The organism is Spirosoma validum (genome assembly GCF_014699035.1).
Lineage (GTDB): Bacteria > Bacteroidota > Bacteroidia > Cytophagales > Spirosomataceae > Spirosoma > Spirosoma validum.
The window spans coordinates 451,797-475,626 of record NZ_JACXAA010000002.1; the positions used below are offsets into that span (position 1 = coordinate 451,797).

The 23,830-nt window shown below is 47.2% G+C and carries 25 protein-coding genes; all 25 read left to right on the top strand.

The annotated features are described in order from the left end of the window. Positions 1-3: 3 nt before the first annotated feature. Positions 4-939 (top strand): hypothetical protein, encoded by a 936-nt coding sequence (locus tag IC230_RS06685; protein ID WP_191038198.1) that lies wholly within the window; start codon positions 4-6, stop codon positions 937-939. Next, a complete protein-coding gene (locus IC230_RS06690) occupies positions 936-1,787 on the top strand; it encodes a glycosyltransferase family 2 protein (protein WP_191038199.1) in 852 nt (283 codons plus the stop codon). The genes IC230_RS06685 and IC230_RS06690 overlap by 4 nt, the downstream gene beginning before the upstream one ends. Beyond that, positions 1,784-2,491 carry an FkbM family methyltransferase gene (locus tag IC230_RS06695; RefSeq protein WP_191038200.1) on the top strand — a complete coding sequence of 236 codons (708 nt, stop codon included), beginning with the start codon at positions 1,784-1,786 and terminating at the stop codon, positions 2,489-2,491. The genes IC230_RS06690 and IC230_RS06695 overlap by 4 nt, the downstream gene beginning before the upstream one ends. After that, positions 2,488-3,357 carry a glycosyltransferase family 2 protein gene (locus IC230_RS06700; protein WP_191038201.1) on the top strand — a complete coding sequence of 290 codons (870 nt, stop codon included), beginning with the start codon at positions 2,488-2,490 and terminating at the stop codon, positions 3,355-3,357. The genes IC230_RS06695 and IC230_RS06700 overlap by 4 nt, the downstream gene beginning before the upstream one ends. After that, a complete protein-coding gene (locus tag IC230_RS06705) occupies positions 3,354-4,283 on the top strand; it encodes a glycosyltransferase (protein WP_191038202.1) in 930 nt (309 codons plus the stop codon). The genes IC230_RS06700 and IC230_RS06705 overlap by 4 nt, the downstream gene beginning before the upstream one ends. Continuing rightward, positions 4,283-5,203 carry a hypothetical protein gene (locus tag IC230_RS06710; protein WP_191038203.1) on the top strand — a complete coding sequence of 307 codons (921 nt, stop codon included), beginning with the start codon at positions 4,283-4,285 and terminating at the stop codon, positions 5,201-5,203. The genes IC230_RS06705 and IC230_RS06710 overlap by 1 nt, the downstream gene beginning before the upstream one ends. 9 nt (positions 5,204-5,212) lie before the next feature. Further along, a complete protein-coding gene (locus IC230_RS06715) occupies positions 5,213-6,454 on the top strand; it encodes a glycosyltransferase (RefSeq protein ID WP_191038204.1) in 1,242 nt (413 codons plus the stop codon). Next, the gene (locus IC230_RS06720; RefSeq protein WP_191038205.1) at positions 6,444-7,193 is read left to right on the top strand and encodes a GNAT family N-acetyltransferase; all 750 of its coding nucleotides are present in this window, start codon (positions 6,444-6,446) and stop codon (positions 7,191-7,193) included. The genes IC230_RS06715 and IC230_RS06720 overlap by 11 nt, the downstream gene beginning before the upstream one ends. Further along, the gene (rffA, locus tag IC230_RS06725) at positions 7,190-8,368 is read left to right on the top strand and encodes a dTDP-4-amino-4,6-dideoxygalactose transaminase (protein WP_191038206.1); all 1,179 of its coding nucleotides are present in this window, start codon (positions 7,190-7,192) and stop codon (positions 8,366-8,368) included. The genes IC230_RS06720 and rffA overlap by 4 nt, the downstream gene beginning before the upstream one ends. Continuing rightward, positions 8,334-9,149 (top strand): glycosyltransferase family 2 protein, encoded by an 816-nt coding sequence (locus tag IC230_RS06730; protein ID WP_191038207.1) that lies wholly within the window; start codon positions 8,334-8,336, stop codon positions 9,147-9,149. The genes rffA and IC230_RS06730 overlap by 35 nt, the downstream gene beginning before the upstream one ends. An 18-nt stretch (positions 9,150-9,167) precedes the next feature. After that, positions 9,168-9,923 carry a methyltransferase domain-containing protein gene (locus IC230_RS06735; RefSeq protein ID WP_191038208.1) on the top strand — a complete coding sequence of 252 codons (756 nt, stop codon included), beginning with the start codon at positions 9,168-9,170 and terminating at the stop codon, positions 9,921-9,923. 24 nt (positions 9,924-9,947) lie between these two features. After that, on the top strand, positions 9,948-10,817 hold the full coding sequence (locus tag IC230_RS06740; RefSeq protein ID WP_191038209.1) for an FkbM family methyltransferase: 870 nt from the start codon (positions 9,948-9,950) through the stop codon (positions 10,815-10,817). 565 nt (positions 10,818-11,382) lie between these two features. Next, positions 11,383-11,844, top strand: a complete 462-nt coding sequence (locus tag IC230_RS06745; protein ID WP_191038210.1) for a glycosyltransferase — start codon at positions 11,383-11,385, stop codon at positions 11,842-11,844. A 17-nt stretch (positions 11,845-11,861) separates the two neighbouring features. Then, positions 11,862-12,836, top strand: coding sequence for a glycosyltransferase family 2 protein (locus IC230_RS06750; RefSeq protein ID WP_191038211.1), 975 nt, complete (start codon positions 11,862-11,864; stop codon positions 12,834-12,836). Continuing rightward, positions 12,833-14,017: a non-hydrolyzing UDP-N-acetylglucosamine 2-epimerase gene (gene wecB / locus IC230_RS06755; RefSeq protein WP_191038212.1), complete on the top strand. Its 1,185-nt coding sequence runs from the start codon at positions 12,833-12,835 to the stop codon at positions 14,015-14,017. The genes IC230_RS06750 and wecB overlap by 4 nt, the downstream gene beginning before the upstream one ends. Then, a complete protein-coding gene (locus IC230_RS06760; RefSeq protein ID WP_191038213.1) occupies positions 14,014-14,742 on the top strand; it encodes a glycosyltransferase family 32 protein in 729 nt (242 codons plus the stop codon). The genes wecB and IC230_RS06760 overlap by 4 nt, the downstream gene beginning before the upstream one ends. Positions 14,743-14,750: 8 nt before the next feature. Then, positions 14,751-16,175 (top strand): ArnT family glycosyltransferase, encoded by a 1,425-nt coding sequence (locus IC230_RS06765; protein ID WP_191038214.1) that lies wholly within the window; start codon positions 14,751-14,753, stop codon positions 16,173-16,175. Between the two features lie 7 nt (positions 16,176-16,182). Next, a complete protein-coding gene (locus IC230_RS06770) occupies positions 16,183-17,118 on the top strand; it encodes a glycosyltransferase (protein WP_191038215.1) in 936 nt (311 codons plus the stop codon). Next, positions 17,099-17,743 (top strand): imidazole glycerol phosphate synthase subunit HisH, encoded by a 645-nt coding sequence (hisH, locus tag IC230_RS06775; RefSeq protein ID WP_191038216.1) that lies wholly within the window; start codon positions 17,099-17,101, stop codon positions 17,741-17,743. Before IC230_RS06770 ends, hisH begins: the two co-directional genes overlap by 20 nt. A gap of 41 nt (positions 17,744-17,784) precedes the next feature. Further along, on the top strand, positions 17,785-18,552 hold the full coding sequence (locus IC230_RS06780; protein WP_191038217.1) for an AglZ/HisF2 family acetamidino modification protein: 768 nt from the start codon (positions 17,785-17,787) through the stop codon (positions 18,550-18,552). Beyond that, a complete protein-coding gene (locus tag IC230_RS06785; RefSeq protein WP_191038218.1) occupies positions 18,549-19,700 on the top strand; it encodes an N-acetyl sugar amidotransferase in 1,152 nt (383 codons plus the stop codon). The genes IC230_RS06780 and IC230_RS06785 overlap by 4 nt, the downstream gene beginning before the upstream one ends. A gap of 12 nt (positions 19,701-19,712) precedes the next feature. After that, positions 19,713-20,780 carry a lipid II:glycine glycyltransferase FemX gene (locus IC230_RS06790; RefSeq protein WP_191038219.1) on the top strand — a complete coding sequence of 356 codons (1,068 nt, stop codon included), beginning with the start codon at positions 19,713-19,715 and terminating at the stop codon, positions 20,778-20,780. Further along, on the top strand, positions 20,777-21,961 hold the full coding sequence (locus IC230_RS06795; protein WP_191038220.1) for a DegT/DnrJ/EryC1/StrS family aminotransferase: 1,185 nt from the start codon (positions 20,777-20,779) through the stop codon (positions 21,959-21,961). The genes IC230_RS06790 and IC230_RS06795 overlap by 4 nt, the downstream gene beginning before the upstream one ends. Next, positions 21,958-23,049, top strand: a complete 1,092-nt coding sequence (locus IC230_RS06800) for a DUF354 domain-containing protein (RefSeq protein ID WP_191038221.1) — start codon at positions 21,958-21,960, stop codon at positions 23,047-23,049. The genes IC230_RS06795 and IC230_RS06800 overlap by 4 nt, the downstream gene beginning before the upstream one ends. After that, positions 23,033-23,806: a hypothetical protein gene (locus IC230_RS06805; RefSeq protein WP_223860394.1), complete on the top strand. Its 774-nt coding sequence runs from the start codon at positions 23,033-23,035 to the stop codon at positions 23,804-23,806. Before IC230_RS06800 ends, IC230_RS06805 begins: the two co-directional genes overlap by 17 nt. The last annotated feature ends 24 nt before the right edge of the window (positions 23,807-23,830 follow it).

Here is a 23,830-nt window from a genome sequence, read left to right on the forward strand (position 1 = left end):
TCAATGCAACTAAATGTACTATTCATTATTTTTAATAAAGTAGACGAAACGAAACGAGTATTTAATGTAATAAAGAAACAAAAACCATCTCGCCTTTTTGTCGCGGCTGATGGACCAAGGCTGAACAAAGAAGGGGAAGTTGAAAAATGTAAATACGTCCGGCAATGGGTTCTGGAAAATATCGACTGGAATTGTGAAGTTAAAACGTTATTCAGAGATGAAAATGTAGGGTGTGGCAGAGGACCATCGGAGGCTATAACGTGGTTTTTTGAGCACGTAACAGAAGGGGTTATTCTGGAAGATGACTGCCTGCCGAACGACACCTTCTTTACGTTTTGTTTGCATTTGCTGGATAAATATAGAGATGAACACAAAATATCCATGATCTCCGGAAATAATTTCCAGCAAATCCAACCTATGGCATTAGACTCGGATTATTACTTTTCTATTTTCCCAAGTTCGCATGGCTGGGCAACCTGGAGACGCTCGTGGGATGGATTCGATTATCACCTATCAGGCTGGCCGAAAGCCAATAAGGCTAAACTGAAAACGTATCTTTTCGAAGTGAAAGAATATTCGCAGTGGTGGCTGAATTATTTTACCTGGCTGTATGAAAATAAGCCGGAGGATATGTGGGATTTTCAATTTCATTACCTATGCATGATACGTAATCAACTGGCCATAATTCCCAAAGCGAACCTGGTCACAAACATTGGTTACGGTCCTGATGCTACGCACTCTCAAAATCCAGACAGCTATTTTGCCAATGTGCCGACGTATGAATTAGCGATTCCATTTAAGCATCCGAGCAGTATTGAGCGAAATTATGCCGCCGATTTATTCATCCAGCCTATGCTTTTTGGGCGGGTTGATGTCGATACTACGTTCAAAAAGGTTAAGCGGGTAATCAAAAAAGCCATCCGATACAATCCCAGGTGATACCGCTTTCGATTATTACGATCAATCTAAACAATGCGGCAGGACTTGAAAAAACGGCTCGGAGCGTGAATGAGCAGACGTTTTTGGATTTCGAGTACATCATTATCGACGGTGGGTCAACGGATAAGAGCGTAGAAATGATTGATAAATTTTCAGATCGGATTACCTACTCCATATCGGAACATGACCAGGGCATTTATCACGCTATGAATAAAGGCATTAAGCGGGCAAAAGGTGAGTACTGCCTTTTTCTCAACTCGGGTGATTGGCTCGCTACGCCGACCATACTGGAGGAAGTGTTTGCCAAAAAGCCGCAAGCCGATGTGGTGGCGGGAGACATTTACTTCTATGACAATCAGAAGCAGACGGTCCAGTGGCACGTTACGTCTCCGGAGGAAATTACGGCTAAAACCCTTTTTCTGGGTACGTTGCCTCATCAGGCTACGTTCGTTCGCAGGCGCTTGTTTGATCTCGTAGGACTCTATAATGAGCAACTCAGGATTGCTTCCGACTGGTTGTTTTTCGTAGAGGCTCTGCTCGTCCACCAGTGTTCCTACGCGCACTATCCGGCACCCATCGCTTATTTTAACATGGACGGAATAAGTTGCAATCCAGCTACAAATGGTTTGCCCCGGCAGGAACAGCGGCTTATGTTGCAGGCCCGTTATCCACGATTTATGGCTGATTATGAGCAGCTTGATAAATTCGAAAAAGAGCGACAGCAATGGTTCGCCAGTCGGGAATACGCTGTTTATCTTTTTTTGGAACGTAGCAGAATCATCCAGTCAGGCGTGTTTCTTCGACGGATAAAGCGGTTTGTTCTGCGAATGCTAGCTCGGCGGAAATGAAAGGATTTATTAAAAAAGTTGCCCAGCGTTTCGGCCATGATATTGTGCATTTACCATCCGATCCGATCGTCCGTCAATGGTTGGATTTAATGCGGTCAAACAACATTGAGATGGTTTTCGACGTGGGGGCCAATACAGGTCAGTTTGGTAAAAAGATCCGTTCGTTTGGCTATACAGGGTCTATCGTATCGTTTGAACCCTTGTCGGATGCCTATGACCAACTTCAGCTTACGGCCCAAAACGACCAGGCCTGGCAAGCGGTTAGGTCGGGGATTGGTCACTATGATGGTATCGCTGAGATAAATGTTTCCCGCAATTCATACAGTAGCTCGTTACTGGACATTCTTCCGCTGCATGTGGATAGCGAAGTCGATGCCGTTTATGTTCGAAAGGAAACCATTATCATGCTGAAGATCGATTCCGTCATAAATCAGTATAGTCGCCCCGGCCAGAATATTTATGTAAAGATCGATGCGCAAGGATTTGAACGTCAGGTGTTTGAAGGGTGTAGTCAATCGTTTGACCGGATTAAAGGCTTTCAGGTAGAACTTTCCATTCAGCAACTGTATGAGCAGGAAACCCTGATGGCCGAAATGATCGATTTGCTGAGGCAGGCGGGTTATAAGCTTAAACTCATTGAGGGCGGCCATCGCAATTACGAAACGGGAGAATTACTACAGGTGGAGGGTTATTTTTTCAAATGAATACAGTCGCTGTATCACTGATCACGGTTAATCTGAACAACAAAATCGGTCTGGAAGCGACGATTAACAGCGTACTGAATCAATCTTACAAAAATTACGAGTTTATACTTATTGATGGCGGTTCTCAGGATGGTAGCGCTGAACTTATTGAACACGTTAGCGACAAACTAACGTACTGGGTTTCAGAAAAGGATAACGGAATTTACCATGCCATGAATAAAGGTATACAACAGGCGAAAGGAACGTATTGCCTGTTCCTTAATTCGGGTGACTGGCTTGTGAATAATGCCGTTTTAGCTACTGTGTTCTCAACCAGTCCAACGGCTGATATGCTGATTGGGCGCTGTCGGATTTCCGAGAATGGAGAATCTGTTTTTATCACGAAGCCGTCAGCTGATCTTACCCTAAAATCCTTCATCGGGAATACTTTACCACACCAGGCTACATTCATCAAAACAGCCTTGTTTAACCGATTTGGGCTCTATGAGGAAAAATATAAGATTAACGCCGATTTCGCTTTCTGGATTCGGGCTATCGTCCTCGGAAACTGTTCGATAGCCGCGCTCGACGTATTGATTTCGGACTATAATTTGGATGGCATATCGAGCAGCATCCATGAAAATCCAGACATTCATAAAGAAATACCGCTTATCCTGAAAGAGCATTTTCCTGAGCGCGTACTTGACGATTATCGAAGCTGGTTGGCTGAAAAACAGGATCAGAGTAGCGTCTATTTTGATTGGATAAAATCAAAAAAATATAGGTATAGCGTTATAAAACTAGTCTATAAATTATCAAGACGATTCACCAGGGCAGTTCGATACGTTACTGTTAAAAAAGGGGATAGTATTCCTGCCGTCGAATGAGAAAGCTACGGAAACTATTGGCTTTGCTTAAATCAAAAACTGTACTTGCTAAAAAGCCTGAGCAGAAAACCTATGCGGGTTGGGCGTCGAAAAATTATAATTCGTCGCCAGCGATAAGCTTTATTATACAGTCTCATAATAAATCAGGGAATGTACTTCTTCTGGTCAAAAAGCTGAGAGTGATTCCTGCCACCGAGATTATTGTCATTGACGATGGCTCAACGCTGGAACATACCATACAGCTCACGAAATTTCTGACGAATGCCAACGAGTTTCTGTTACGTTGCAATGATTTATATGAAGTAATAACTTACAGCCGGGCCTTACAGTTCGCAAGAGGTAAGTACGTCATTCTGTTGCAGGATGATGATGATTTCGAGACGACTAACTGGGTAAGTGAAGGGTTAAATTACTTCGACCATGACGATCAACTAGTCATTTTAGGCGGCAGAGACGGAGCCAGGTTGTTGCCCGTTTATCACGACAATACCGTTAAGCGAGGTCCTTTTGTGATGGAGGGTAATTTTGCCATCCGCGCCAACTCGTTCAACATTGAACTGTGTAGAAACACACAGTCAGAATCGGGACTTACGTACGTTCAGTACGTAGACCGGGCGCCCATGTGGATAAGACGGGATTTATTTTTGAGTGCGCTGCACGATTTTGACGTACAATTTGCCCCATTCCAATGGGACGATGCCGAAGTGTGTTTACGAGCCTGGACACTGGGCCTGCATATTGGACACTATCCGGCAAATTTTAAAATCGGAGGGCTGGGTACTGGTGGAATCCAGCTGTGGAACAACGAGTTGCATCATCGACAGGACGAAGTAAACGTAAAACGGGTCTATGAATTATATGAGGACAAACTCACGTACATTGATTCGTTGGTCGATCAGTGCAATAGCCTGGTAGCTCATCCCTGATGTTCACAACGCCTATTTTACTGATCGTATTCAACCGACCCAGCACGACGCAACAGACGTTCAACGTACTAAAACAGCTCAGACCCAAGTATCTTTTCGTAGCGGCTGATGGACCAAGGGCCAACGTACCGGAGGATGCTGAACGGTGCCGCGCCACCCGGACCATCATTGAAACGCAGATTGACTGGGAATGTGATCTCCAAACGCTATTCAGATTAGAAAATAAGGGTTGTGGACACGGTCCGGCCGAAGCAGTTACCTGGTTTTTTGGTCACGTAGAAGCGGGTATTATCCTGGAAGATGATTGTCTGCCAGAATTAAGTTTTTTCTCGTTTTGCCAACAACTCCTGAAGCGATACGAAACCGACGAGCGGGTGTATATGATAACCGGTACCAACGCCCTGAAACGATGGTTTCGATCCCGACAATCGTATTTTTTTTCGTACATGGCGCATAGCCTGGGCTGGGCGTCGTGGCGAAGAGCCTGGCAAGCGTTCGATTACGAAATGAAAGACGTCGATACGGAACGGGTGCAAAAACGCCTGTGTGCTACGTTGTCTAATAACCGGTACGCCGACTACTATCTGGCTCAATTCGTAACGTACCAGAAAACACGCCCGGCGGATGTGTGGGACTTCCAGTGGTTATTTGCCCGGTGGGTCAATGGCGGGTACACAATTGTTCCAGCCGTTAACTTAATCTCGAACATTGGCTTTCATGCCGACGCGACCCACTCATTTAACGAAAATGACCTGTTAGCCAAATTGCCTGTTTATCCGATCACGTTTCCCCTAAAGCACGCGAAACCAAACATCGATAAACTATTCGACTGGGTTGTTTTTGAGCGGTTCGTCAACCCCAAGAAAAGAAGCGTTTGGAAAAAAATCCTGCTGAAAAGTATCCGCCTGATTGCTACGTAGTCTGTTACGATGACAGCCAATAAAAAAACCGTACTAAACTTATCCGCAGGCGATTTTGGCGGAGCGGGCGCATTTGCGGTTGATTTCAACAACCTCTTGCAGGCGAGTGGTATGGCTTCCTATTTACTCGTGAAAGAGGCAAAAAACAAGCACAGCCAGGCCGTTGTCTACCCGAATTCCAAGTACGATAAGCCAAAAGGGAAGTTGATGCGCAGCCTTAATAAACAGCGACTTACCGACAACAAGTTTGTGTACGATTATTATTTCTATAACAAATACGAACGCTGCACGACCGTTTCCGCCAGGAAAGTGCTGCAACAAATTCCAGCGAAGCCGGATGTCATCATTACGTACTGGGTCACCGATTTCATCAATGCCCAGACGCTGAGCGAGTTGTATGAACTCACGGGTGCCAGCATCTATTGTTTTCTGGTGGATAACGCTCCGCTGACGGGTGGTTGCCATTATCCGTGGGGTTGTCAGGGTTTCAAGCAAGATTGTGCCGATTGTCCGGCTATTCTGGCTGATAATATCAAGTACGTAGCGTCGGAGAACTTAGCTTTCAAAAAGAAGTATTTGCCCGAGTCGGCGAAAGCCGTGGCGTTTTCGAACAGCGATTATGACAGAGCCTGCCAATCCGCGCTTTTTCGGGATCGAGACGTACTAAAACTGATCGGTTTTGTTGACGAAACAAAATTCACAGTGGGTAACCAACGATCAGCCCGGTCTTATTTTTCACTGTCTGCTGACAAAAAGATTATTTTCTTCGGGGCGTCGTCCCTGACCGAAAGGCGGAAAGGAATGGCGCTTTTGCAACAAGCCCTGTCAAGCTTACAAACGGATAGTGTTTGCTTATTGGTTGCTGGTGAATGTACGCTGCCGCTTGTCGGTCTTTCGGTAAAGCAGGCCGGTTATTTATCTGAAGAAGAGTTGATTACAGCGTATCAGGCAGCTGATGTGTTTGTTTGTCCCTCCCTGGAAGATTCGGGTCCTATGATGGTTAACCAGGCACTGATGTGCGGTACGCCCGTCGTGGCCTTCGACACGGGAGTAGCCCAGGACCTGGTAATAACCGGAAAAACTGGCTACAGAGCCCGGTTGGGTGATGTGGCCGACCTGGCTCAGGGCATCCAGTCTGTACTTGGTCTGTCGGAAGAACAGTATGGTCAAATGGCTGCCGGTTGCCGGGAATTCGCCGAAAAAACCTTCAGCAAAAGGGTTGTCATGGACCAGTTAACGAATGTTATCTAAGCAGGACTTATCTGCAACCATGGTCTCCGACTTACAAATACTGCCCTGGGATACTCGTTTCTTTGGCTATACCGTCGGCCGAATCGATATGCTTTCTTACGATGAGATCGAACTGGAAACGTTAGTGGAAAAAGCTTGGCAGCAGGGGGTTAAGTTGCTGTACGTGTTTACGGATAATGCTACCGAATTAAGCCCAAACATAGTCGATACGTATACTGGCTACCTGGTGGATACGAAAATAACGTACCGTTATGAGGTCGGCCAGGATGAAAGCGTAGCCGCTTTCGGACCCATAGAAATATTCTCAGCCGGACAGGACGTAGCGCAACTCTATGAACTTGCTTATCAAAGTGGTGACTATTCCCGCTTCAAGGTGGATGCAATAGTTGGGGAAGAGAATTTTAAGCGGCTTTATCGGCAGTGGATTGATAACAGCGTATCCGGGCAGGCTGCCGATGATACCTTCGTTTACGTAGTGGATAAGGCCATTCAGGGATTTATAACCGTCCAGAAAAAACCGACAGTTGCGACGATTGGCTTGCTGGCAACGGATAAATCGGTAAGAGGGCGGGGTGTTGGCAGCGCCTTGCTGAACTACGTCAAACACGACTTACGCGCGTCTTCAGCGATACATCTGGACGTAGCGACGCAAAAAAAGAACATCGTAGCGTGTCGCTTTTACGAACGAAACGGATTTACCGTCAAGAGCGAAGTCAACGTTTCCCATATCTGGCTATGACGTCTTTTACCATCCCCTATAACAAGCCTTATCTGTCTGGTAACGAGACGAAATACATCGTTGACGCGGTAAAATCCGGTAAAATTTCGGGGAATGGCATCTTCACGCAACGGTGCCACCAGTTCTTTCAAACCCGATACCGTTTCCCCAAGGTACTGTTAACCACTTCCTGTACGGACGCGCTGGAAATGGCGGCTATTTTGGCGGATATTCAACCAGGTGATGAAGTCATTGTCCCCTCGTATACGTTCGTGTCAACCGCGCTTGCGTTTGTGCGTCAGGGGGCTTCAATCGTTTTTGCGGACAGTAGTCTAGAAAATCCGAACCTGGATATTCGCCAGCTCGAAGCCCTGATCTCCCCCCGGACAAAAGCCATTGTGCCGGTTCATTATGCTGGTGTGGCCTGTAACATGGACCCGATCATGGCGCTCGCGAATCGCTATAACCTGCTGGTGATTGAAGATGCTGCTCAGGCAATCGACGGCTATTACAAAGGCAAGCCACTCGGGTCAATCGGACATCTGGCGGCTTTTTCCTTCCACGAAACCAAAAATATTATCTCCGGTGAGGGGGGAATGCTGGTTATCAACGACGAACGATTTTTCAGGCGAGCTGAAATCATCTGGGAAAAAGGCACGAACCGAAGCGAATTTTTCAGGGGCGAAGTCGATACCTACGGCTGGGTTGATATTGGCTCTTCGTTTTTGCCGTCGGAGATTGTTTCAGCGTTTCTATACGCCCAACTCGAAAATCTGGATGACATTCAGAAACGACGTATTGCGCTGTGGAATTACTACTACCAGGCGCTCGAACCGCTGGCAAATACGGGTGCGTTTCGTCTGCCGGTTTTGCCGGATTATTCCAGCAATAATGCGCATCTGTTTTACCTCATCTGCCAGAACGAAACCGATCGTTCACGACTTATTGACACGCTGAAAGCGGAAGGAATTCTGGCTGTATTTCATTACCTGAGTTTGCACCGAAGCCACTATTATCAGGCCAAACATGACGGACGGGTCTTGCCGTTTGCTGATACGTATGCCGATTGTCTGGTTCGATTGCCTCTTTTTTATGAATTATCGTTCGCCGAAATTGACCGAATTGTCAATCTGATCAACAGCCTGTATTCTAAGGAAGTGTATGTTGAAGCTGTCCATCATTACGGTCAATTATAACAATGCGCCGGGACTGGCAAAAACGATTGACAGCGTCATTGGACAGCAGTGCGACGAGTTTGAGTATATCATCATCGACGGGGGATCGACCGACGGAAGTGTTGAGATGATCCGGCAATTCGAAAGTAAAATTGCCTACTGGGTCAGCGAGCCCGACAGCGGCATTTACCAGGCTATGAACAAAGGGATCGTGCAGGCTAAAGGAGAGTACTGCCAGTTTTTGAACTCCGGCGATTACCTGTTGAGACCGGACGTCACCGAACGAATGCTGACCAATGTGACGCCAGATTGCAGCATTTTGTATGGAAATAAAATACGGCGCTACAACGGCGTCGACCGGGTGGAAAAAAGTTACGCCGGGCGCCGGATTACGTTATTCGACATGTACGTCTCCACCCTGTTTCATGCACCGACCTACATCAAAAAAACGCTTTTTGACCGCTATGGTCTCTACGACGAAACGCTGAAAATCGTGTCAGACTGGAAGTTCTATCTGATTGCCGTTGGGCTTAACAATGAGACCGTACTGTACCGGGATATTGACGTGGTCTGGTTTGATAGTCAGGGCATTAGCAGCACCAATAAAGCGCTGGACAGGCAGGAACGGGAACAGGTGTTAGCCGCCGTTTTGCCCAAACCCATTCTGGCTGATTACCAGGAATTTGCCCGGGACCTGACCATCATCCGAAAAATAAAGAAACTGCCGGGCCTCTGGTTTTTCATTCTGAATCTGTACCGACTCGTCATTCGACTGGATCGTTACGTAGCACAGGAACGATAGACGTAGCTTCTTTTGGACATGAAAAAGTTTATTGCAGCTTTCATTGACAAACTGGGTTTTGTGCTGATTTCCAAGCGAAAATTACGTACGTACCAGACGGCTAAGCTGGAAGAGACGTACCCAATTCTACAGGATAAAACGGACTTTTTACGGGCGAAAGCGAACAAAGGACTACGGGAGAAACTGATTCAGGAAAAAAAGACAAAATGGCTTGAAATCGGGTGCGGTGGTACGTTTGAAGAGAACTTCGTATACGTCGATTTATTTCCAAATACGCTGGTCAATAAGAAGGGGGCTTATCATCGTCTGGACATCGTTAATGCTACCGAAGAGGAATTTATAAAACTGGGCAAGTTCGACTTGATACGTATGCAACACGTATTCGAACATTTCTCACCAGAAGATGGGCTGACTGTACTGAACAATTGCGCTAATTTGTTAAACCCAAACGGCTATTTGCTGATTTCTACGCCGGACTTAAAGAAGTACATCGGCTTTTATTTGACGGATCAAATTCGAAATAATTACGATTGGGCTTTAAATCGAATCAAGAAAGAAAGCCCCAATAGTTTTTATTTTTCCGTCTTTACGCACAGTGTCAAACATGAGCGGCACGAATGGTGCTACGACGCCGAAGGATTAATGTATCAGCTTGAGCGGACGAAAAAATTCAAAGAAATTAAAGAGATTACGTTGATCGATACGCTGGCGAATATTCCGTTTACCCATAATCGACCGAACGAAGACGTTTGTGTCCTCGCTCAGCTTGCCTGATCAGAAAATTGCGTGCTGTATACTTTGGCTACATTTTTTTTGAGAGTGCTGAAAAAAGTAGGTTTGTTAAAGTATGTAACAGTTAACTTCCCCATTGTATTCAACCAGAAAAAGATAACTATACCGCTACGTAAAGAAATTGGCTATCCTAATGTATTTATTGAAGAAGATTTTCTGCTTAAACTAATGCACCTTTTTTTGCCAGCGAAGCCGGGCGTTTTTGTGGATGTAGGCGTGAACATAGGGCAGACTTTACTGAAAATTAAAACAGTTGATAGAGATCGAAAATACATTGGCTTTGAGCCAAATGGAGTTTGCGTTGACTACACGACAGATTTGATTCGGTTAAATAAGTATAGTCATTGCGAAGTCAGGAACTACGCGCTTTCGGACAGGAACAAACGAGCTAAACTGGCTCTTAATGAATTGACTGACGCATCGGCGTCAATTATAGCCAATCTCAGACCTGATTACTTCAAAGACAGTATTCTTATTGATTGTATCTCGTTTGATGAGTCGGGTATTACAGAGCCCGTATCCATTATAAAAATCGACGTGGAAGGAGCGGAACTGGAGGTGATAACGGGAATGCAACAAGCCATTGACGCTTTCCATCCATTGATCGTCTGTGAAGTACTGGATTGCTATAGTGCTGAAGTTCTTGACTTTACGCAGAAGCGAGCTGATTGTCTGTGCCGTCTGCTGAATAAGCACGACTACATTATTTTTCAGTTGCATCAGGACAAAAAACGAATCAGAAAATTTGAGCGGGTTGAGTCTATCAACATAAGCTTATGGTCCCCGGCGAGTTACAAGTTGAATGATTATTTATTTTGCCATGCGGAGTTTGAGCAAAGCATGATAGGGCTGCTTAATCAGCTAGCATCGGTGTGAAACGAACAGCTGCATGATACAAGCATTCATCGACCCGCGCTGTAATATAGAATATAGTGCATTTTACATAAAAGGTTTATATGAGTGTTTGGGTAAAGAAAATGTTTCGTTCAATATGCGTTATTTTCTCGACTTATCTGATACGGAAAATTTAAATTTTGTACTGAGTAATGGCGAAGAACTAACGAACTATACGATTGATTATAATGATAGTCCTTATATCAATAAAACAGCCTATAGTTGGTGTTTATATTACGGTAAAATAAATTTAAGACAATCGTTTTTGCCGACTGATGACCACTCGAAAATTATAAATATTCCACCAAGCTTCGGTATTCGTATATGGAACCCGATCGAGACTTTTCTTATCGCTGTTCAAAATTACCGGAAACTAATTTCTCGACCACCGTCACTAAAAAAATTTCTATCCGGTTATGTCAAACAAATCAGACATCTTCCTTTAGACGCTTACCAATCAGTTTCTGCTTTACCAGACTATATTTTTTCAATCAATACGCTCTGGTTTAGTAATGAGTGGATCAACACGGATGAGACCGTTAATTGTATGCGTTTACATTTCTACAAGGCAGTTTCAGCATTCCGGTCTATTCGGGCAGACATTGGGTTTGTGTATAGCCAGAAAAAAAACGAAAATCCGGTTTTCCAGGAATACGTAACGAACGAATGGATTCCCAAAAAAAAGTATCTTCAGAAAACGCAGCAGTCCGCGCTTGTTTTTAATACACCTGCCTGGGATTTGTGTCATGGCTGGAAATTAGCCGAGTATTTAGCCCTGGGGAAAGCAATTCTATCCACACCCTTTTATAATGAATTACCGATTCCGCTGGAGCACGGCAAACACATTCATTTTGTGTCTGGCTCAGTGGATGACATGCAGAAGGCTGTTCAAAAACTGCTGACGGATGCTACGTATCGGTTGAGCCTTGAAGAACAAAGTAGACGTTATTACAATCAGTACGTGCAGCCCAGGACTGTAATGCAGTATTTTCTTCAGTATAAGCGATAGGTCGTCTGACGTAGTCAATGTTTTCGGTTATCATTCCACTTCACAACAAAGAGCGTTACATCGAAAAAGCGGTGCGTTCGGTGCTGGAGCAAACCTTCAGGGAGTTCGAGTTGATCGTAATCGACGATGGCTCAACGGATAAAAGCCGACAACGTCTGGATAGTATTAGCGATCCACGGTTGAGAGTAATCAGCCAGCCTAATACTGGCGTATCTATTGCCCGAAATCGGGGTGTCGACCTGGCAAACTATTCACTAATCGCATTTTTAGATGCGGATGACTGGTGGCACCCCGATTTCCTGAAGGAACTCGATACGTTAGTTGCCGACTATCCCGATGCTGTGCTGTATGGAAGTAATTATTATTACGTTAAGCACGGCCAAAATCGTCTGGAATACAAAGGATTAGAGCCAGATTTTACGGTAGGTTATATTGATTACGTCGCGATTTATGCTGCCAGTTTTTGTGTGCCCATAAACTGCTCCTTTGTAGTTGTTCGTGAATCGGCTTTTAACGCCGTTAAAGGCTTTAAACCGAGCTTACGGATGGGCGAAGATTTCGATTTATGGATTCGACTGGCGCTGCTCGGCAAGGTTGCCTACGTTAACAAACCATTGGCGTATTCCAATCAGGATGTTGACGTTACGCAGCGGGCAATCGGTGGAAGCAAGTTATACCCACCCCAGGCCCACGTTACGTTCAACCTGTCGTTTCTCAAACCGGCCGAGGAAAAATCACCTGCCTTGAAAAAATTAACCGACGGACTTCGTGTTCGTTCCCTGCTTCCCTACTATCTGTCCGGGCAATATAGAGAACCAGTAAAAAAGGTGCTCAAGGAGGTGAATTTTGCTCATCAACCTGTTCTTTACAGGCTCTTATATCGATTACCCAGTCAACTAATCAACTTGTATTTTCGAGCCCAACGAGTAGGGGCTGCTGCTAAACAGGCGATAGCCGATTTTCGGCGGAAACGCCTGGCCCTCGTACGATGAAAACACGGTTACTGTTTGTGTTTGGAACGCGGCCCGAAGGCATCAAACTAGGTCCGCTCATTCAGGAGTTCCGAAAGTATCCGTCGTTATTTGAGCTACTCATTTGCGTGACGGGGCAGCACAAGGAGATGGTAGCGCCGGTTCTGGAGCTGTTCGCCATCAAGCCGGATTATGATCTCGCTGTTATGAAAGAAGGGCAGGATTTGTACGATATAACGGCCCGTATTTTGGTCAGTATGCGCGACGTTCTTACCGATAGCAAGCCAAATGTTGTTGTTGTACACGGCGATACCGTTACGTCTACGACCGCAGCCTTGGCCGCTTTTTACCAAAAAATAGACGTAGCGCATGTCGAAGCGGGGCTACGTACCGGAAATCGATACAGCCCCTGGCCCGAGGAAACGTATCGCCAACTAACGAGTCGGATGGCCACGTTTCATTTTGCACCCACCCAGCGGGCCAGAGAAAATTTATTAGCTGAAGGAATTCACTATCAGCAGATTACCGTCACTGGCAATACGGTTATTGATGCACTCCAAACCATTGTCAGGCGCATTGAAACAGATGACGCCATCGAAGCCGACTTAATCAACACGATCTGTTTAGCCGGTTATAAAGTGCATCGGCTCAAACGGGGGAAACGGCTGGTTCTCATTACCGGGCACCGTCGCGAAAATTTTGGACAGGGTATTCTGAATATATGCTGTGCGCTCAAAACGCTGTCGGTACGGTATTCGGACACTGATTTTGTTTATCCTGTTCATTTAAATCCCACTATTCAGGAACCCGTTTGGCAAACGCTTGGGGCACAGCAACTTGACAATATCTTTTTGATCAGTCCGCTGGATTACCTGTCGTTTGTTTATCTGATGAAAGCGGCCTACGTCATTCTGACCGACAGTGGCGGTATTCAGGAAGAGGCACCGAGTTTGGGTAAGCCCGTTTTGGTGATGCGGGATACCACCGAACGACCCGAAGCGATTGAAGCCGGTACCGTAAAGCTGGTGGGAACCGAGCCCGATCAAATTATAGCCGCAACCAGCGAACTGCTTGATAATACGTTGGCTTACGAGACGATGGCTAAAGCGCAGAACCCCTTTGGTGACGGCACCGCTTCAGCAAAAATAGTCGCGTACTTCAGGCAGATTGAGGAGCGTAAGGAACTCTGTTATCAGGTATGATTCCTAAAATCATTCACTATTGCTGGTTCGGACGGGGTAAAATGCCGGCCAAGGCTATGTACTGTATCGAATCCTGGAAGAAGTACCTACCCGATTACGAACTCTATCTGTGGAATGAAGATACCTTCGACGTTCATCAGGTGCGTTACGTGAAGCAGGCATACGAAGCCAGAAAATTCGCGTTCGTCACCGATTACGTCAGACTTTATGCCCTGTATCATGTCGGCGGTGTGTACATGGACACGGACGTCGAAGTCCTGAAAAGCCTGGATACGTTGCTAAACCTGCCCGGCTTTTCCGGATTTGAAAGCGATACCGACATCCCGACGGGAATTATGGCCGTCGAACAACATAACCCGTGGGCGAAAGAACAGCTCGATTATTATACCGATCGGCCATTCCTGAACGATGATACGTCATTCGACTATACTACCAACGTCGAAATCATTTCCAGATCGATGCAGGCCAACGGGTTTTTGCTGAACAATACGTATCAGGTTTACAGAGACTGTATGCACATTTTTCCGAAAGATTATTTCTGCCCCAAAACACGAGCGGGCGAAATTATCCTGACGCCAAATACATACTGCATTCACCATTTCGAAGGCTCGTGGCAACCGGTTCAGTATAAGCTGAAGAAGTTTATATTCCACCGACTACTGGGCGTTTCGATTACCAACCTGTTAGTCGGTGCCAAGCGCCAGTTATTGAAACGCGTCCGATGAATGTCAGGATGAAGTACGAAGCGGATTCGCTCGTCAGCCATATTCCCCGCTACTTTACACGCAAAGGCGTTACGGCTTTTGTGGCGATAATGGTTTTGAACGTCCTGCTGTTTTCACACCGGTTTCTTCCTGAACAGTGGTACGTATTCAACTTCCTGGAAGTTATCTTTTTCTTTCGTTTATCGTCAACGTTGTCAGTACGTTGGGCTGCACTGTCTACCCTCGATTTTACGAAGCGACTGACAAAAACAGCCTTTTTCATCCGGTTTGTATGGGTAATTTTTAGCTATTTTTATTATAAGTGGACAACGGGACAACCTTTTGAATTTCAGAGTGCTGACTCGGTGGGTTATCACAACGAAGCCATCTGGCTGGCGGGTTTGTTGAAAGACAATAAATGGCACGTCTATACAACCTACATCGGAAAAAATTATTCCGATCTGGGCTACCCTACGTATCTGGGTAGTCTCTATTACCTGTTTGGTGATTACGTGCTGCTGCCCCGCCTGATCAAAGTGCTGCTGGGTAGCTTGACCTGCCTGTTTGTCTATAAAATTGGACGTAATAATTTCGGTGAAAGTACGGGTCGGATGGCGGGTATTATGGCCATGCTGGTGCCGAATCTGATCTATTACTGTGGTCTGCACGTCAAGGAAACGGAAATGGTCTTTCTGACCGTCTGGTTTGTTTACCTGGGCGATAAACTGATTCGGAAGCGTAGCCTAAAGCTGTCCGATCTGAGCTGGCTCTTCGTCATCGGCGCGCTGCTGTTCCTGTTCCGAACCGTACTGGCGGCCTGTTTGATTGGTTCCATCGGTCTGGCTACGCTCTTCACCGCCCGGCAGGTGTCAATGATCAGTCGGCGGATTGGTCTCATCTCAGTTCTGGTCGTTGCCTCGCTGCTGATTATTGTTACCCCCGTCGGCGATAATATTACTGAGTATTTGAAAGCCAGTGATCAAAGCCAATCCAAGCAGATGTGGAGTTTTTCCGTACGGGAGGGGGCCAATAAACTGGCGCACCATGGGTCGCGGGGCGTGTTTCTGCCGGTGATGCTCATTGCACCGTTTCCAACCCTGGTTTACATTTACGACCAACCTAATACAATGATGCTGGGGGGGGCTTATTTCACCCGGAACGTGTATGCGTTCTTTGTTTTCGTTGCACTGTTCATTCTGTACCAGCGAAAACAGTTGAAAGAACACGTACTGCTGCTGTCCGTCATCTTTTCGTATATTTTCGTGTTGGCCTCCAGTGGGTTTGCCCTGTCGGAGCGGTTTCATTTGCCGTTGATTCCGTTCCTGCTCATTATGGCGGCATACGGCGTGTCGCAAATGAATCGAAAAAATACCCGCTACTACGTTCCCTATCTGGTGCTGGTTGGTCTGCTGATCCTTGGCTGGAACTGGTTTAAGCTGGCGGGCCGAGCCTGAGTTCCTGATGCGGATATTAATCGTTTGTAGTGGCAACGCACCGAATTTTGACCTACAAAAGCATCAGGCTTTTATTTACGATCAGGTTGAATCGCTGAAAGAGGTGGACGCTACGCTGGAGTTTGATTATTTTCTCATTACCGGCAAAGGCCTATGGGGCTATCTGTTGTGCTTCCCGCACTTACTGCAACAGCTACGGCGGGGACGCTATCACCTCATTCATGCCCACGTCGTGATGGCGTCGTTGCTGGCAACTATGCAGCGACGCGTGCCGGTCGTTACTACGTTTCATGGGTCGGACATCAACGACCCACGGTTGAGAATGCTCTCGTTACTGGCTGACGTATTGAGTCGAAAAACGATTTATGTTAGTCAGCAGCTTAAAAAAAAAGCAGTATATGCCAGTCCCAAAAAGAGTTTCGTGATTCCCTGCGGAGTCAATTTTTCGTTGTTTATGCCGCGTTCCAAACAGCAAAGTCGTCAGCAACTTGGGCTATCGCCAGACCGAACCTACATTCTGTTTTCATCGGGTTTCGATAATCCGGTTAAAAACTACGGACTGGCTAAAAAAGCCATTGACTTGCTTAAGGAAGATACGATTGAATTACTTGAACTGAAAAATTACACACGAGCTGACGTTGCACTTCTCCTGACGGCTGTCGATCTGGCGCTGATCACGTCTTTTTCGGAGGGGTCTTCACAATTTCTCAAGGAAGCCTTAGCCTGCAATTGCCCAGTTGTTTCAACGGATGTTGGTGACGCCAGGGTAGTGATGGGCAATATCGAGGGTTGCTACATTACTTCATACAAGCCAGATGACGTGGCTGCCAGCATACGTAGTGCTTTAACGTATCAATCCCCTCTTCAGTCGCGTGATCACATGGGCCGTTTCGACAATCAACTGATTGCTAAACAAATTCGGGATGTTTACAGCCAGTGCTGAACCCACATCCGCCGACATTGTCATTGTCGACTACGGAGCGGGCAACCTGCGCTCGGTGGAAAAGAAATGCCACCGCTTGCATAAAGCTGTACGTATCTCGTCTGATCCGGCTGTCATCGCCAAAGCAGATAAACTGGTTTTGCCGGGTGTTGGGCATTTTGCAAGTGGCGTTAGAAAGCTAAAGGAATCGGGGATTTGGGACGTACTGAATAAGGCCGTTCTGATTGACCAGACGCCTATTCTTGGCATTTGCCTGGGAATGCAGTTGATGACTCGCTATAGCGAAGAAGGGGATGTCGAAGGCTTCGGCTGGTTCGATGCGGAGGTCGTGCGATTCAGGGTAAGCAATAAACTGGTTTACAAAGTGCCGCATATCGGCTGGAATACGGCAGAGCCAACTAAATCGTCTTCGCTGTTGACTGACGTATCGAATACCGCCATGTTTTACTTTGTGCACTCGTATTACGTTGTCTGTCATAATCCAGAGGACGTACTTACCCGCACGACCTACGAGGCTCCATTTGCATCGGCCATTCAGAAAGGCAACCTCTACGGCACACAGTTTCACCCTGAGAAAAGCCACGATCTGGGTGAGCAACTGATCCGGAATTTCGTCAATTTATAGGCATGTGACTCCTAACGTTTGGGGTTTGCTGCTAACTATACATGTTCAGACCCCGCGTCATTCCGCTCTTGCTGCTCAGAAATAAGGGGCTGGTTAAATCGGTCAGGTTCCGAAACTACACCTACATTGGCGACCCGATCAACGCCGTTCGGATATTCAATAACTTAAAAGCCGATGAATTAGTACTGCTTGATATTCTGGCTACGAAGGAGAAACGTTGCATCGACCTGGACGTAGTGCGGCAGGTTGGCGACGAAGCGAACATGCCCGTTGCGGCTGGCGGGGGCATTCAGACCATTCAGCAGATCAAGAATTGCATCCATGCTGGTGCCGAAAAGGTGGTGATTAACTCATCCGCCATCCGTACCCCCGACTTTATCAAAGCCGCTTCCGGGGAGTTTGGAAACTCAACCATCGTGGTAGCGATGGATGTAAAAAAGAATTTTTTCGGCAAACAGTACGTGTATGCTGATGGTGGCAGTCGGTCAACGGGCCTCGATCCGGTCGATTGGGCTCAGCAACTGGAAGCCAACGGCGCGGGTGAATTGCTGGTAACCTCTATTGACCACGACGGTATGATGCAGGGATACGATCTGGCCTTGATTCGTAAGCTGTCGGCGGTGGTTGAAATACCGGTTATTGCGGCTGGCGGAGCCGGTTGTTTAGCCGATCTGAAAGCCGCTACTGTGACCGCTCATGCCTCAGCCGTTGCCGCCGGTTCACTCTTCGTTTACCACGGCCCCCGCAAAGCCGTTCTGGTCAATTACCCCACAAACGATACGTTACGAACGCTGTTCAGTCCATCATGAAAATTTGCACAAAAGGTGTTTGGGACGAGACCATTCCCGGTATTTCCTTCGATGACAACGGGGTGTCGAACTTCTGCTATCTTCAGGAGAAGTTAATGGCCGACTACCCACGCGGTGAGAAAGGACAGACTGACTGGGCAAAGCTGGTTTCGGACATGAAAGCGGCTGGCAAAGGCAAACGGTACGATTGTGTTTTGGGCGTCAGTGGGGGAGTAGATAGCTCGTATCTCTTACACCTGGCCCATGAGTACGGTCTGCGGCCGCTTGCTGTCAACCTGGACAACGGCTTTAGCCGCGACATTGCTGTTCAGAATATTTTTAACGTAACGTCGGCGCTGGGAATTGATCTGGAGACGTACGTGATTGATTACGAAGAGATTAAAGATTTGCTTCGGGCGTACATGAAAGCCGGTATGCCCTGGATTGACTCACCGACGGATCTGGCCATTAAAGCAACTATGTACAAAGTAGCCCGGGCCGAAGGAATCCCCTACATTCTTCGGGGCAATGATTTTCGGTCGGAAGGGAAACAGCCTAAAGAGTGGACGTATGCCGATAGTAAACAACTGCGGTTCATTCACCGGCAATTCGGTACGTCCGTTTCCCTGAAAACGTATCCCCTGCTGCCTTTGCCGCTGTTGATTTACTCCGGTTTGATAAAAGGCATAAAAGACATTCGGCCTTACTATTACCTCGACTATACCAAACAGGAGGCTAAACGCTTACTCATGGAAACGTACGGCTGGAAAGACTATGGCGGACACCATCACGAAAACCTGTTCACCAAGTTCGCAATGGCGTACTGGCTCCCTCGAAAATTCGGCATCGACAAGCGAAAAATTACCCTCTCAGCCCAGGTTCTGAGTGGCGTTATGACGCGGCAGGAAGCGCTGACGCAGCTAAAACAACCCTTCGGAACGGAGGAAGAATTGGAAGACACCCGGGCATACGTAGTGAAAAAATTAGCCTTGTCCAACGACGAATTTCAACGGATTTGGTCGGCACCAACCCACAACACATTCGACTATCCATCCGACTACGCATTCATTTTTAAGCTAGTCCGAAATTTTCGGCCTGTTCTTAAAAAATTATACGCCTTTACACCTATGTCGGTTTCGGCCAACGACATGATTGGAGCTAAAAGCTGACAGTAGCGATTTATGATTTCTGAACAGCCGATACGACTAGCCGAAATGAGCACGACGAGTGAGCCGTATCAGTTCGGTACGTTAACGCACCTGACGCCTGAACTTGAAAGGACGATTTCCGCGTTTCTGGAAACCTGCCCCGGCTTTCACTACTTTCAGTCACCCCGTTTTTTTTCTGTTTGCTATTCATCGAAAACACTCACGCCCTGTTACATCATTGCCCGGCAACAGCTGGCCATCGTCGGTGTGTTATTGTATGTCAAACAGGTACAGATAACCCTGCCGGTGGCCTCCTTTTTGTCGAGCCGAACCCTTATCTTGGGCGGACCGGTTGTCCACAATAACCTACCGGCGATTGTCGATGGACTGCTTCATTTTTATCAGAACAACTGCCCGGCAACGCTCTACACGCAGGTTAGAAATCTGTCTGATACGTCTGCGTACAAAGACGAGTTTATTCGCTACGGGTTTGCCTACGACGATCACCTGACGATACTGATTGACCTGACCCGTTCCGAAACGGAGCTTTGGCAGGACGTATCGACCAAACGACGTAACCAGATCCGGCGGGCCGAAAAAGAAGGTTGTATAGCCGAAAAACAGGACTCGTTACCGGCGCTGCGAGCCAGCTATTCAATTCTGGAAGAAGTGTATCAACGAGCCAGATTACCATTGCCTGACGTTGGCCATTTCGAGTCGTTATACCAGCAGGCAGACGACCATTCGGGACTTCGACTATTCACCGTAAGCTGGCAGGGCGAGATCATTGCCTGTATGTTTTGTCTGGCTCACGGCAACGTATTATTCGATTATTATGCGGGAGCCTACAGTCGGCATTATAAAAAGTATCCGAACGATTTACTGCCGTGGTGGGTGCTTAGGTGGGCAAAAGAAAATGACTTCGTCCGTTTTGATTTCGGAGGAGCTGGCAAGCCGGGGATTCCGTACGGCGTGCGGGACTACAAAAAACAGTTTGGCGGAGAACTCGTCAGTTACGGACGGTACGAACGAGCGCATTATCCTCATACGTTTTCCGTCATTCGCAACGCCTTCACGCTCTGGCAGCGATTTACCCGATGATTCCCCGGTTTAACTACTCATTTTCGGTACGGGAGGTTTGGGGGGCAATGTCCGCTTTATTTGCGAAAGAGCCGTCAGGAGCCCCGGTTTATACCCGTCTATTTCCGGCTGCTACGGTCTACGAAATTAGTAGCGCGCGGGCCGGAATTGCTTACGCTCTGGCTGCACTTCAGCTTCCAGAAAACGCCCGTGTCGGCGTACAACCCTACACCTGCTCGTCGGTTATGGTAGCTATTCAGAAGGCCGGTTTCAGGTTGGTCTTTATCGATATTGATGAAACCCTTACGCTCGATACCAACGATTTAGCCGACAAGCTTACGGGGCTGGATGCGCTTATCGTCACACACACGTTCGGCATTTCGGCCAAGGTAGCGCGGATTAAAGAGTTGGTGGAAGATTTGCCCGTTATTGAAGACTGTGCCCACGCGTTTGGTAGTCGATACGACGGCGTTCAGGTCGGAAACTTCTTCGACATGGCCGTTTTTTCATTTGGTAATGGCAAATTTCCAGCTCTCGGCAGTGGAGGCTTACTGGTCGTTAACAACCGTCAGTACGTGGATGCCGTTAACGAGCGGATGCATCAGTTAAAACCGAATAGCCTATTCAGCGAATTGGCCTTTGTGGGTCGTCAGCTTATCAAATCACTGCTCTATTCGCGAGTGGGATACTCCTTGATTTACAAGTTCTTCAGTAGACGGTTGGCCGATAGGGGCAAGCAAATTGACACTCATTCCGGCTTGGAAAACGAAATATACAGGACCGTGAAAGGACGACTTCGGACAGACGTAGCAGAAATCCAGGCCGCAGCCATCCGACAGCGACGTAACGCACTGGCTATCATCGATAAACACAACGCTACGTTCAATTTTATCTATAATCAAGACCCGGACAGTACGTGTTTTGCGCTGGTCTGCTTGCATGAGCAACGGGACGATTTGTTCAATCACCTCATCCAGGGCGGTATCGGCGCAGGAAAGCATTTTCAACATGCCAGTTTGTGGGCATCCTCGTTTGGCTATCAGCGTGGCGACCGCCCCCATTTTGATCAACTGGTTGAACAGGTCATCACAATTCCCTGCCACGACGCACTAACCCAAACCGATCTGTCGATCATTGATGAAGCCCTCGCCCGCTATGCAAAACGTGGGTCATTCAGGGAGCAGCTCACCGCCTTTTCATGAAGAAAAAGATACTTGTTGATATTAATCACCCGGCTCACGTTCACCTGTTTCGACATTTCATTGGCGAGATGAAAGCGGCTGGCTACGAGGTGTTTGTCACGGCTAAAAATGTAGAGTCGATCGTTAGCTTGCTTACCCGCTACGGCATTCCTTTTATCCTGACGGGTCGCAAAAAAGATGGACTATTCTGGAAATACATCGTTGAGTTTTTTCATGTACTGAACGTACTCTGGCTCGTCGTTACGAAACGCATTGAGTACGGCATTGGAGTGTCTATGGTGCTGCCGGTGGTGTCGACCGTAACCGGCATGAAGTCGTTTTGTCTGGATGATGACGACGTAGCAGTTACGCCTGTTTTCGGGAAGTTTGTTTCCTGGGCGGATGTTAACCTGACGCCCAGCGCTCTTGCCTACGAGAACAGAGGCCCCAATCACGTTTGTCATGCCAGTTTTCATGAGCTAGCGTATCTGCATCCGAATCGGTTTACGCCTGATCCGGCCATTCTGGACGAGGTCGGGGTTGTACCGCATGAACCTTTCTTTGTGTTGCGGTTCAACGCCTTTAAAGCCCACCACGACGAGGGTGCCCAAGGCCTGTCGATGGAGCAAAAACGAGCCTTGGTTGCTCTGCTGGAACCACACGGAAAACTCTTTATAACCACGGAACGTAGCATTGATCCGGAATTGAAAAAGTACCAGGTGCCGGTTTCGCCGGAGAAAATTCATTCGCTCATGTACTATGCTTCCCTATTCATCGGCGACAGCCAGACCATGACTTCGGAAGCCGCTTTGCTGGGTACGCCCGCCATCAAACTGAACTCGTTCGCTGGTCGACTTTCCATTCCCAACGAGCTCGAACAGCGTTACGAACTCTGTTACTCGTTTCTGCCGGGCGACTTCGATAAGATGCTGCTCCAGATAAATAAACTGCTGGAAACGCCCGATCTAAAAGCAGAGTGGAATCGCCGAAAAGAGCGTATGCTGGCCGATAAGATTGACCTGACTACGTTTCTGGTTGGCTTTGTTACGAACTATCCCGAGAGTTTCAGTCAGGTAAATCAGAAAGTAGTCCATGATTCGCTGTCCTGATCGTATGGATTTTTCGCTGAAAAAATACCAGACGCTGCTGACCAGCTTGCTCCAGGCAGGGTATGACTTTCAAACGTTTGACTGTTTTCTGAAAGATGCCATCCCAAAAACCATCGTCCTGCGGCACGACGTCGATCGGCTACCTGAACATGCGCTGCGGTTTGCCGAACTGCAACGGGGTTTGGGAATCACGGGCGTCTATTATTTTAGATCCGTGCCCCAGAGTTGGGACGAACGGATTATCCGGAAAATCGCTACGTTAGGCCATGAGATTGGGTACCACTACGAATGCCTGACCACCTGCAAAGGCAATCTATCACTAGCTATACAGGATTTTGAGAAAAACCTGATGGCTCTCCGTCGCTTGGCGCCGGTATTGACGGTGTGTATGCACGGTAGTCCGCTGTCTCGTTTTGATTCCCGGGATCTTTGGAAAACGTATAACTACCGCGACTTTGGCATAACGGGTGAACCGTATTTCGATGTCGATTTCACGAACGTACTGTATCTGACCGACACAGGCCGGCGGTGGGATGGTGAGAAAGTTAGCGTTCGCGACAAGGTCAATTCTGGATTTAATCTCGTTTTTCGACAGACGGATGATATCATTCAGGCGGCACAGCAGAAGGCTTTACCGAATCAGGTAATGTTTACGTTTCATCCACAACGCTGGAGCGATAATACGTTCTTCTGGCTAAAAGAGGCAACGTCTCAGAGAATCAAGAACGTAGTGAAACATTATTTCTTCGTTAGGTAATAACTGTATTCTCTAGTTATCAGT

Bases quoted from the DNA above. Each gene is read 5' to 3' on its own strand.
- IC230_RS06685 (WP_191038198.1), top strand. From the start codon at position 4: ATGCAACTAAATGTACTATTCATTATTTTTAATAAAGTAGACGAAACG.
- IC230_RS06700 (WP_191038201.1), top strand. From the start codon at position 2,488: ATGAATACAGTCGCTGTATCACTGATCACGGTTAATCTGAACAACAAA.
- IC230_RS06760 (WP_191038213.1), top strand. From the start codon at position 14,014: ATGATTCCTAAAATCATTCACTATTGCTGGTTCGGACGGGGTAAAATG.
- IC230_RS06750 (WP_191038211.1), top strand. From the start codon at position 11,862: ATGTTTTCGGTTATCATTCCACTTCACAACAAAGAGCGTTACATCGAA.
- IC230_RS06705 (WP_191038202.1), top strand. From the start codon at position 3,354: ATGAGAAAGCTACGGAAACTATTGGCTTTGCTTAAATCAAAAACTGTA.
- IC230_RS06790 (WP_191038219.1), top strand. From the start codon at position 19,713: ATGATTTCTGAACAGCCGATACGACTAGCCGAAATGAGCACGACGAGT.
- IC230_RS06765 (WP_191038214.1), top strand. From the start codon at position 14,751: ATGAAGTACGAAGCGGATTCGCTCGTCAGCCATATTCCCCGCTACTTT.
- IC230_RS06770 (WP_191038215.1), top strand. From the start codon at position 16,183: ATGCGGATATTAATCGTTTGTAGTGGCAACGCACCGAATTTTGACCTA.
- wecB (WP_191038212.1), top strand. From the start codon at position 12,833: ATGAAAACACGGTTACTGTTTGTGTTTGGAACGCGGCCCGAAGGCATC.
- IC230_RS06695 (WP_191038200.1), top strand. From the start codon at position 1,784: ATGAAAGGATTTATTAAAAAAGTTGCCCAGCGTTTCGGCCATGATATT.
- IC230_RS06735 (WP_191038208.1), top strand. From the start codon at position 9,168: ATGAAAAAGTTTATTGCAGCTTTCATTGACAAACTGGGTTTTGTGCTG.
- IC230_RS06745 (WP_191038210.1), top strand. From the start codon at position 11,383: ATGCGTTTACATTTCTACAAGGCAGTTTCAGCATTCCGGTCTATTCGG.
- hisH (WP_191038216.1), top strand. From the start codon at position 17,099: ATGTTTACAGCCAGTGCTGAACCCACATCCGCCGACATTGTCATTGTC.
- IC230_RS06780 (WP_191038217.1), top strand. From the start codon at position 17,785: ATGTTCAGACCCCGCGTCATTCCGCTCTTGCTGCTCAGAAATAAGGGG.
- IC230_RS06720 (WP_191038205.1), top strand. From the start codon at position 6,444: ATGTTATCTAAGCAGGACTTATCTGCAACCATGGTCTCCGACTTACAA.
- IC230_RS06785 (WP_191038218.1), top strand. From the start codon at position 18,549: ATGAAAATTTGCACAAAAGGTGTTTGGGACGAGACCATTCCCGGTATT.
- IC230_RS06730 (WP_191038207.1), top strand. From the start codon at position 8,334: ATGTTGAAGCTGTCCATCATTACGGTCAATTATAACAATGCGCCGGGA.
- rffA (WP_191038206.1), top strand. From the start codon at position 7,190: ATGACGTCTTTTACCATCCCCTATAACAAGCCTTATCTGTCTGGTAAC.
- IC230_RS06710 (WP_191038203.1), top strand. From the start codon at position 4,283: ATGTTCACAACGCCTATTTTACTGATCGTATTCAACCGACCCAGCACG.
- IC230_RS06800 (WP_191038221.1), top strand. From the start codon at position 21,958: ATGAAGAAAAAGATACTTGTTGATATTAATCACCCGGCTCACGTTCAC.
- IC230_RS06715 (WP_191038204.1), top strand. From the start codon at position 5,213: ATGACAGCCAATAAAAAAACCGTACTAAACTTATCCGCAGGCGATTTT.
- IC230_RS06805 (WP_223860394.1), top strand. From the start codon at position 23,033: ATGATTCGCTGTCCTGATCGTATGGATTTTTCGCTGAAAAAATACCAG.
- IC230_RS06795 (WP_191038220.1), top strand. From the start codon at position 20,777: ATGATTCCCCGGTTTAACTACTCATTTTCGGTACGGGAGGTTTGGGGG.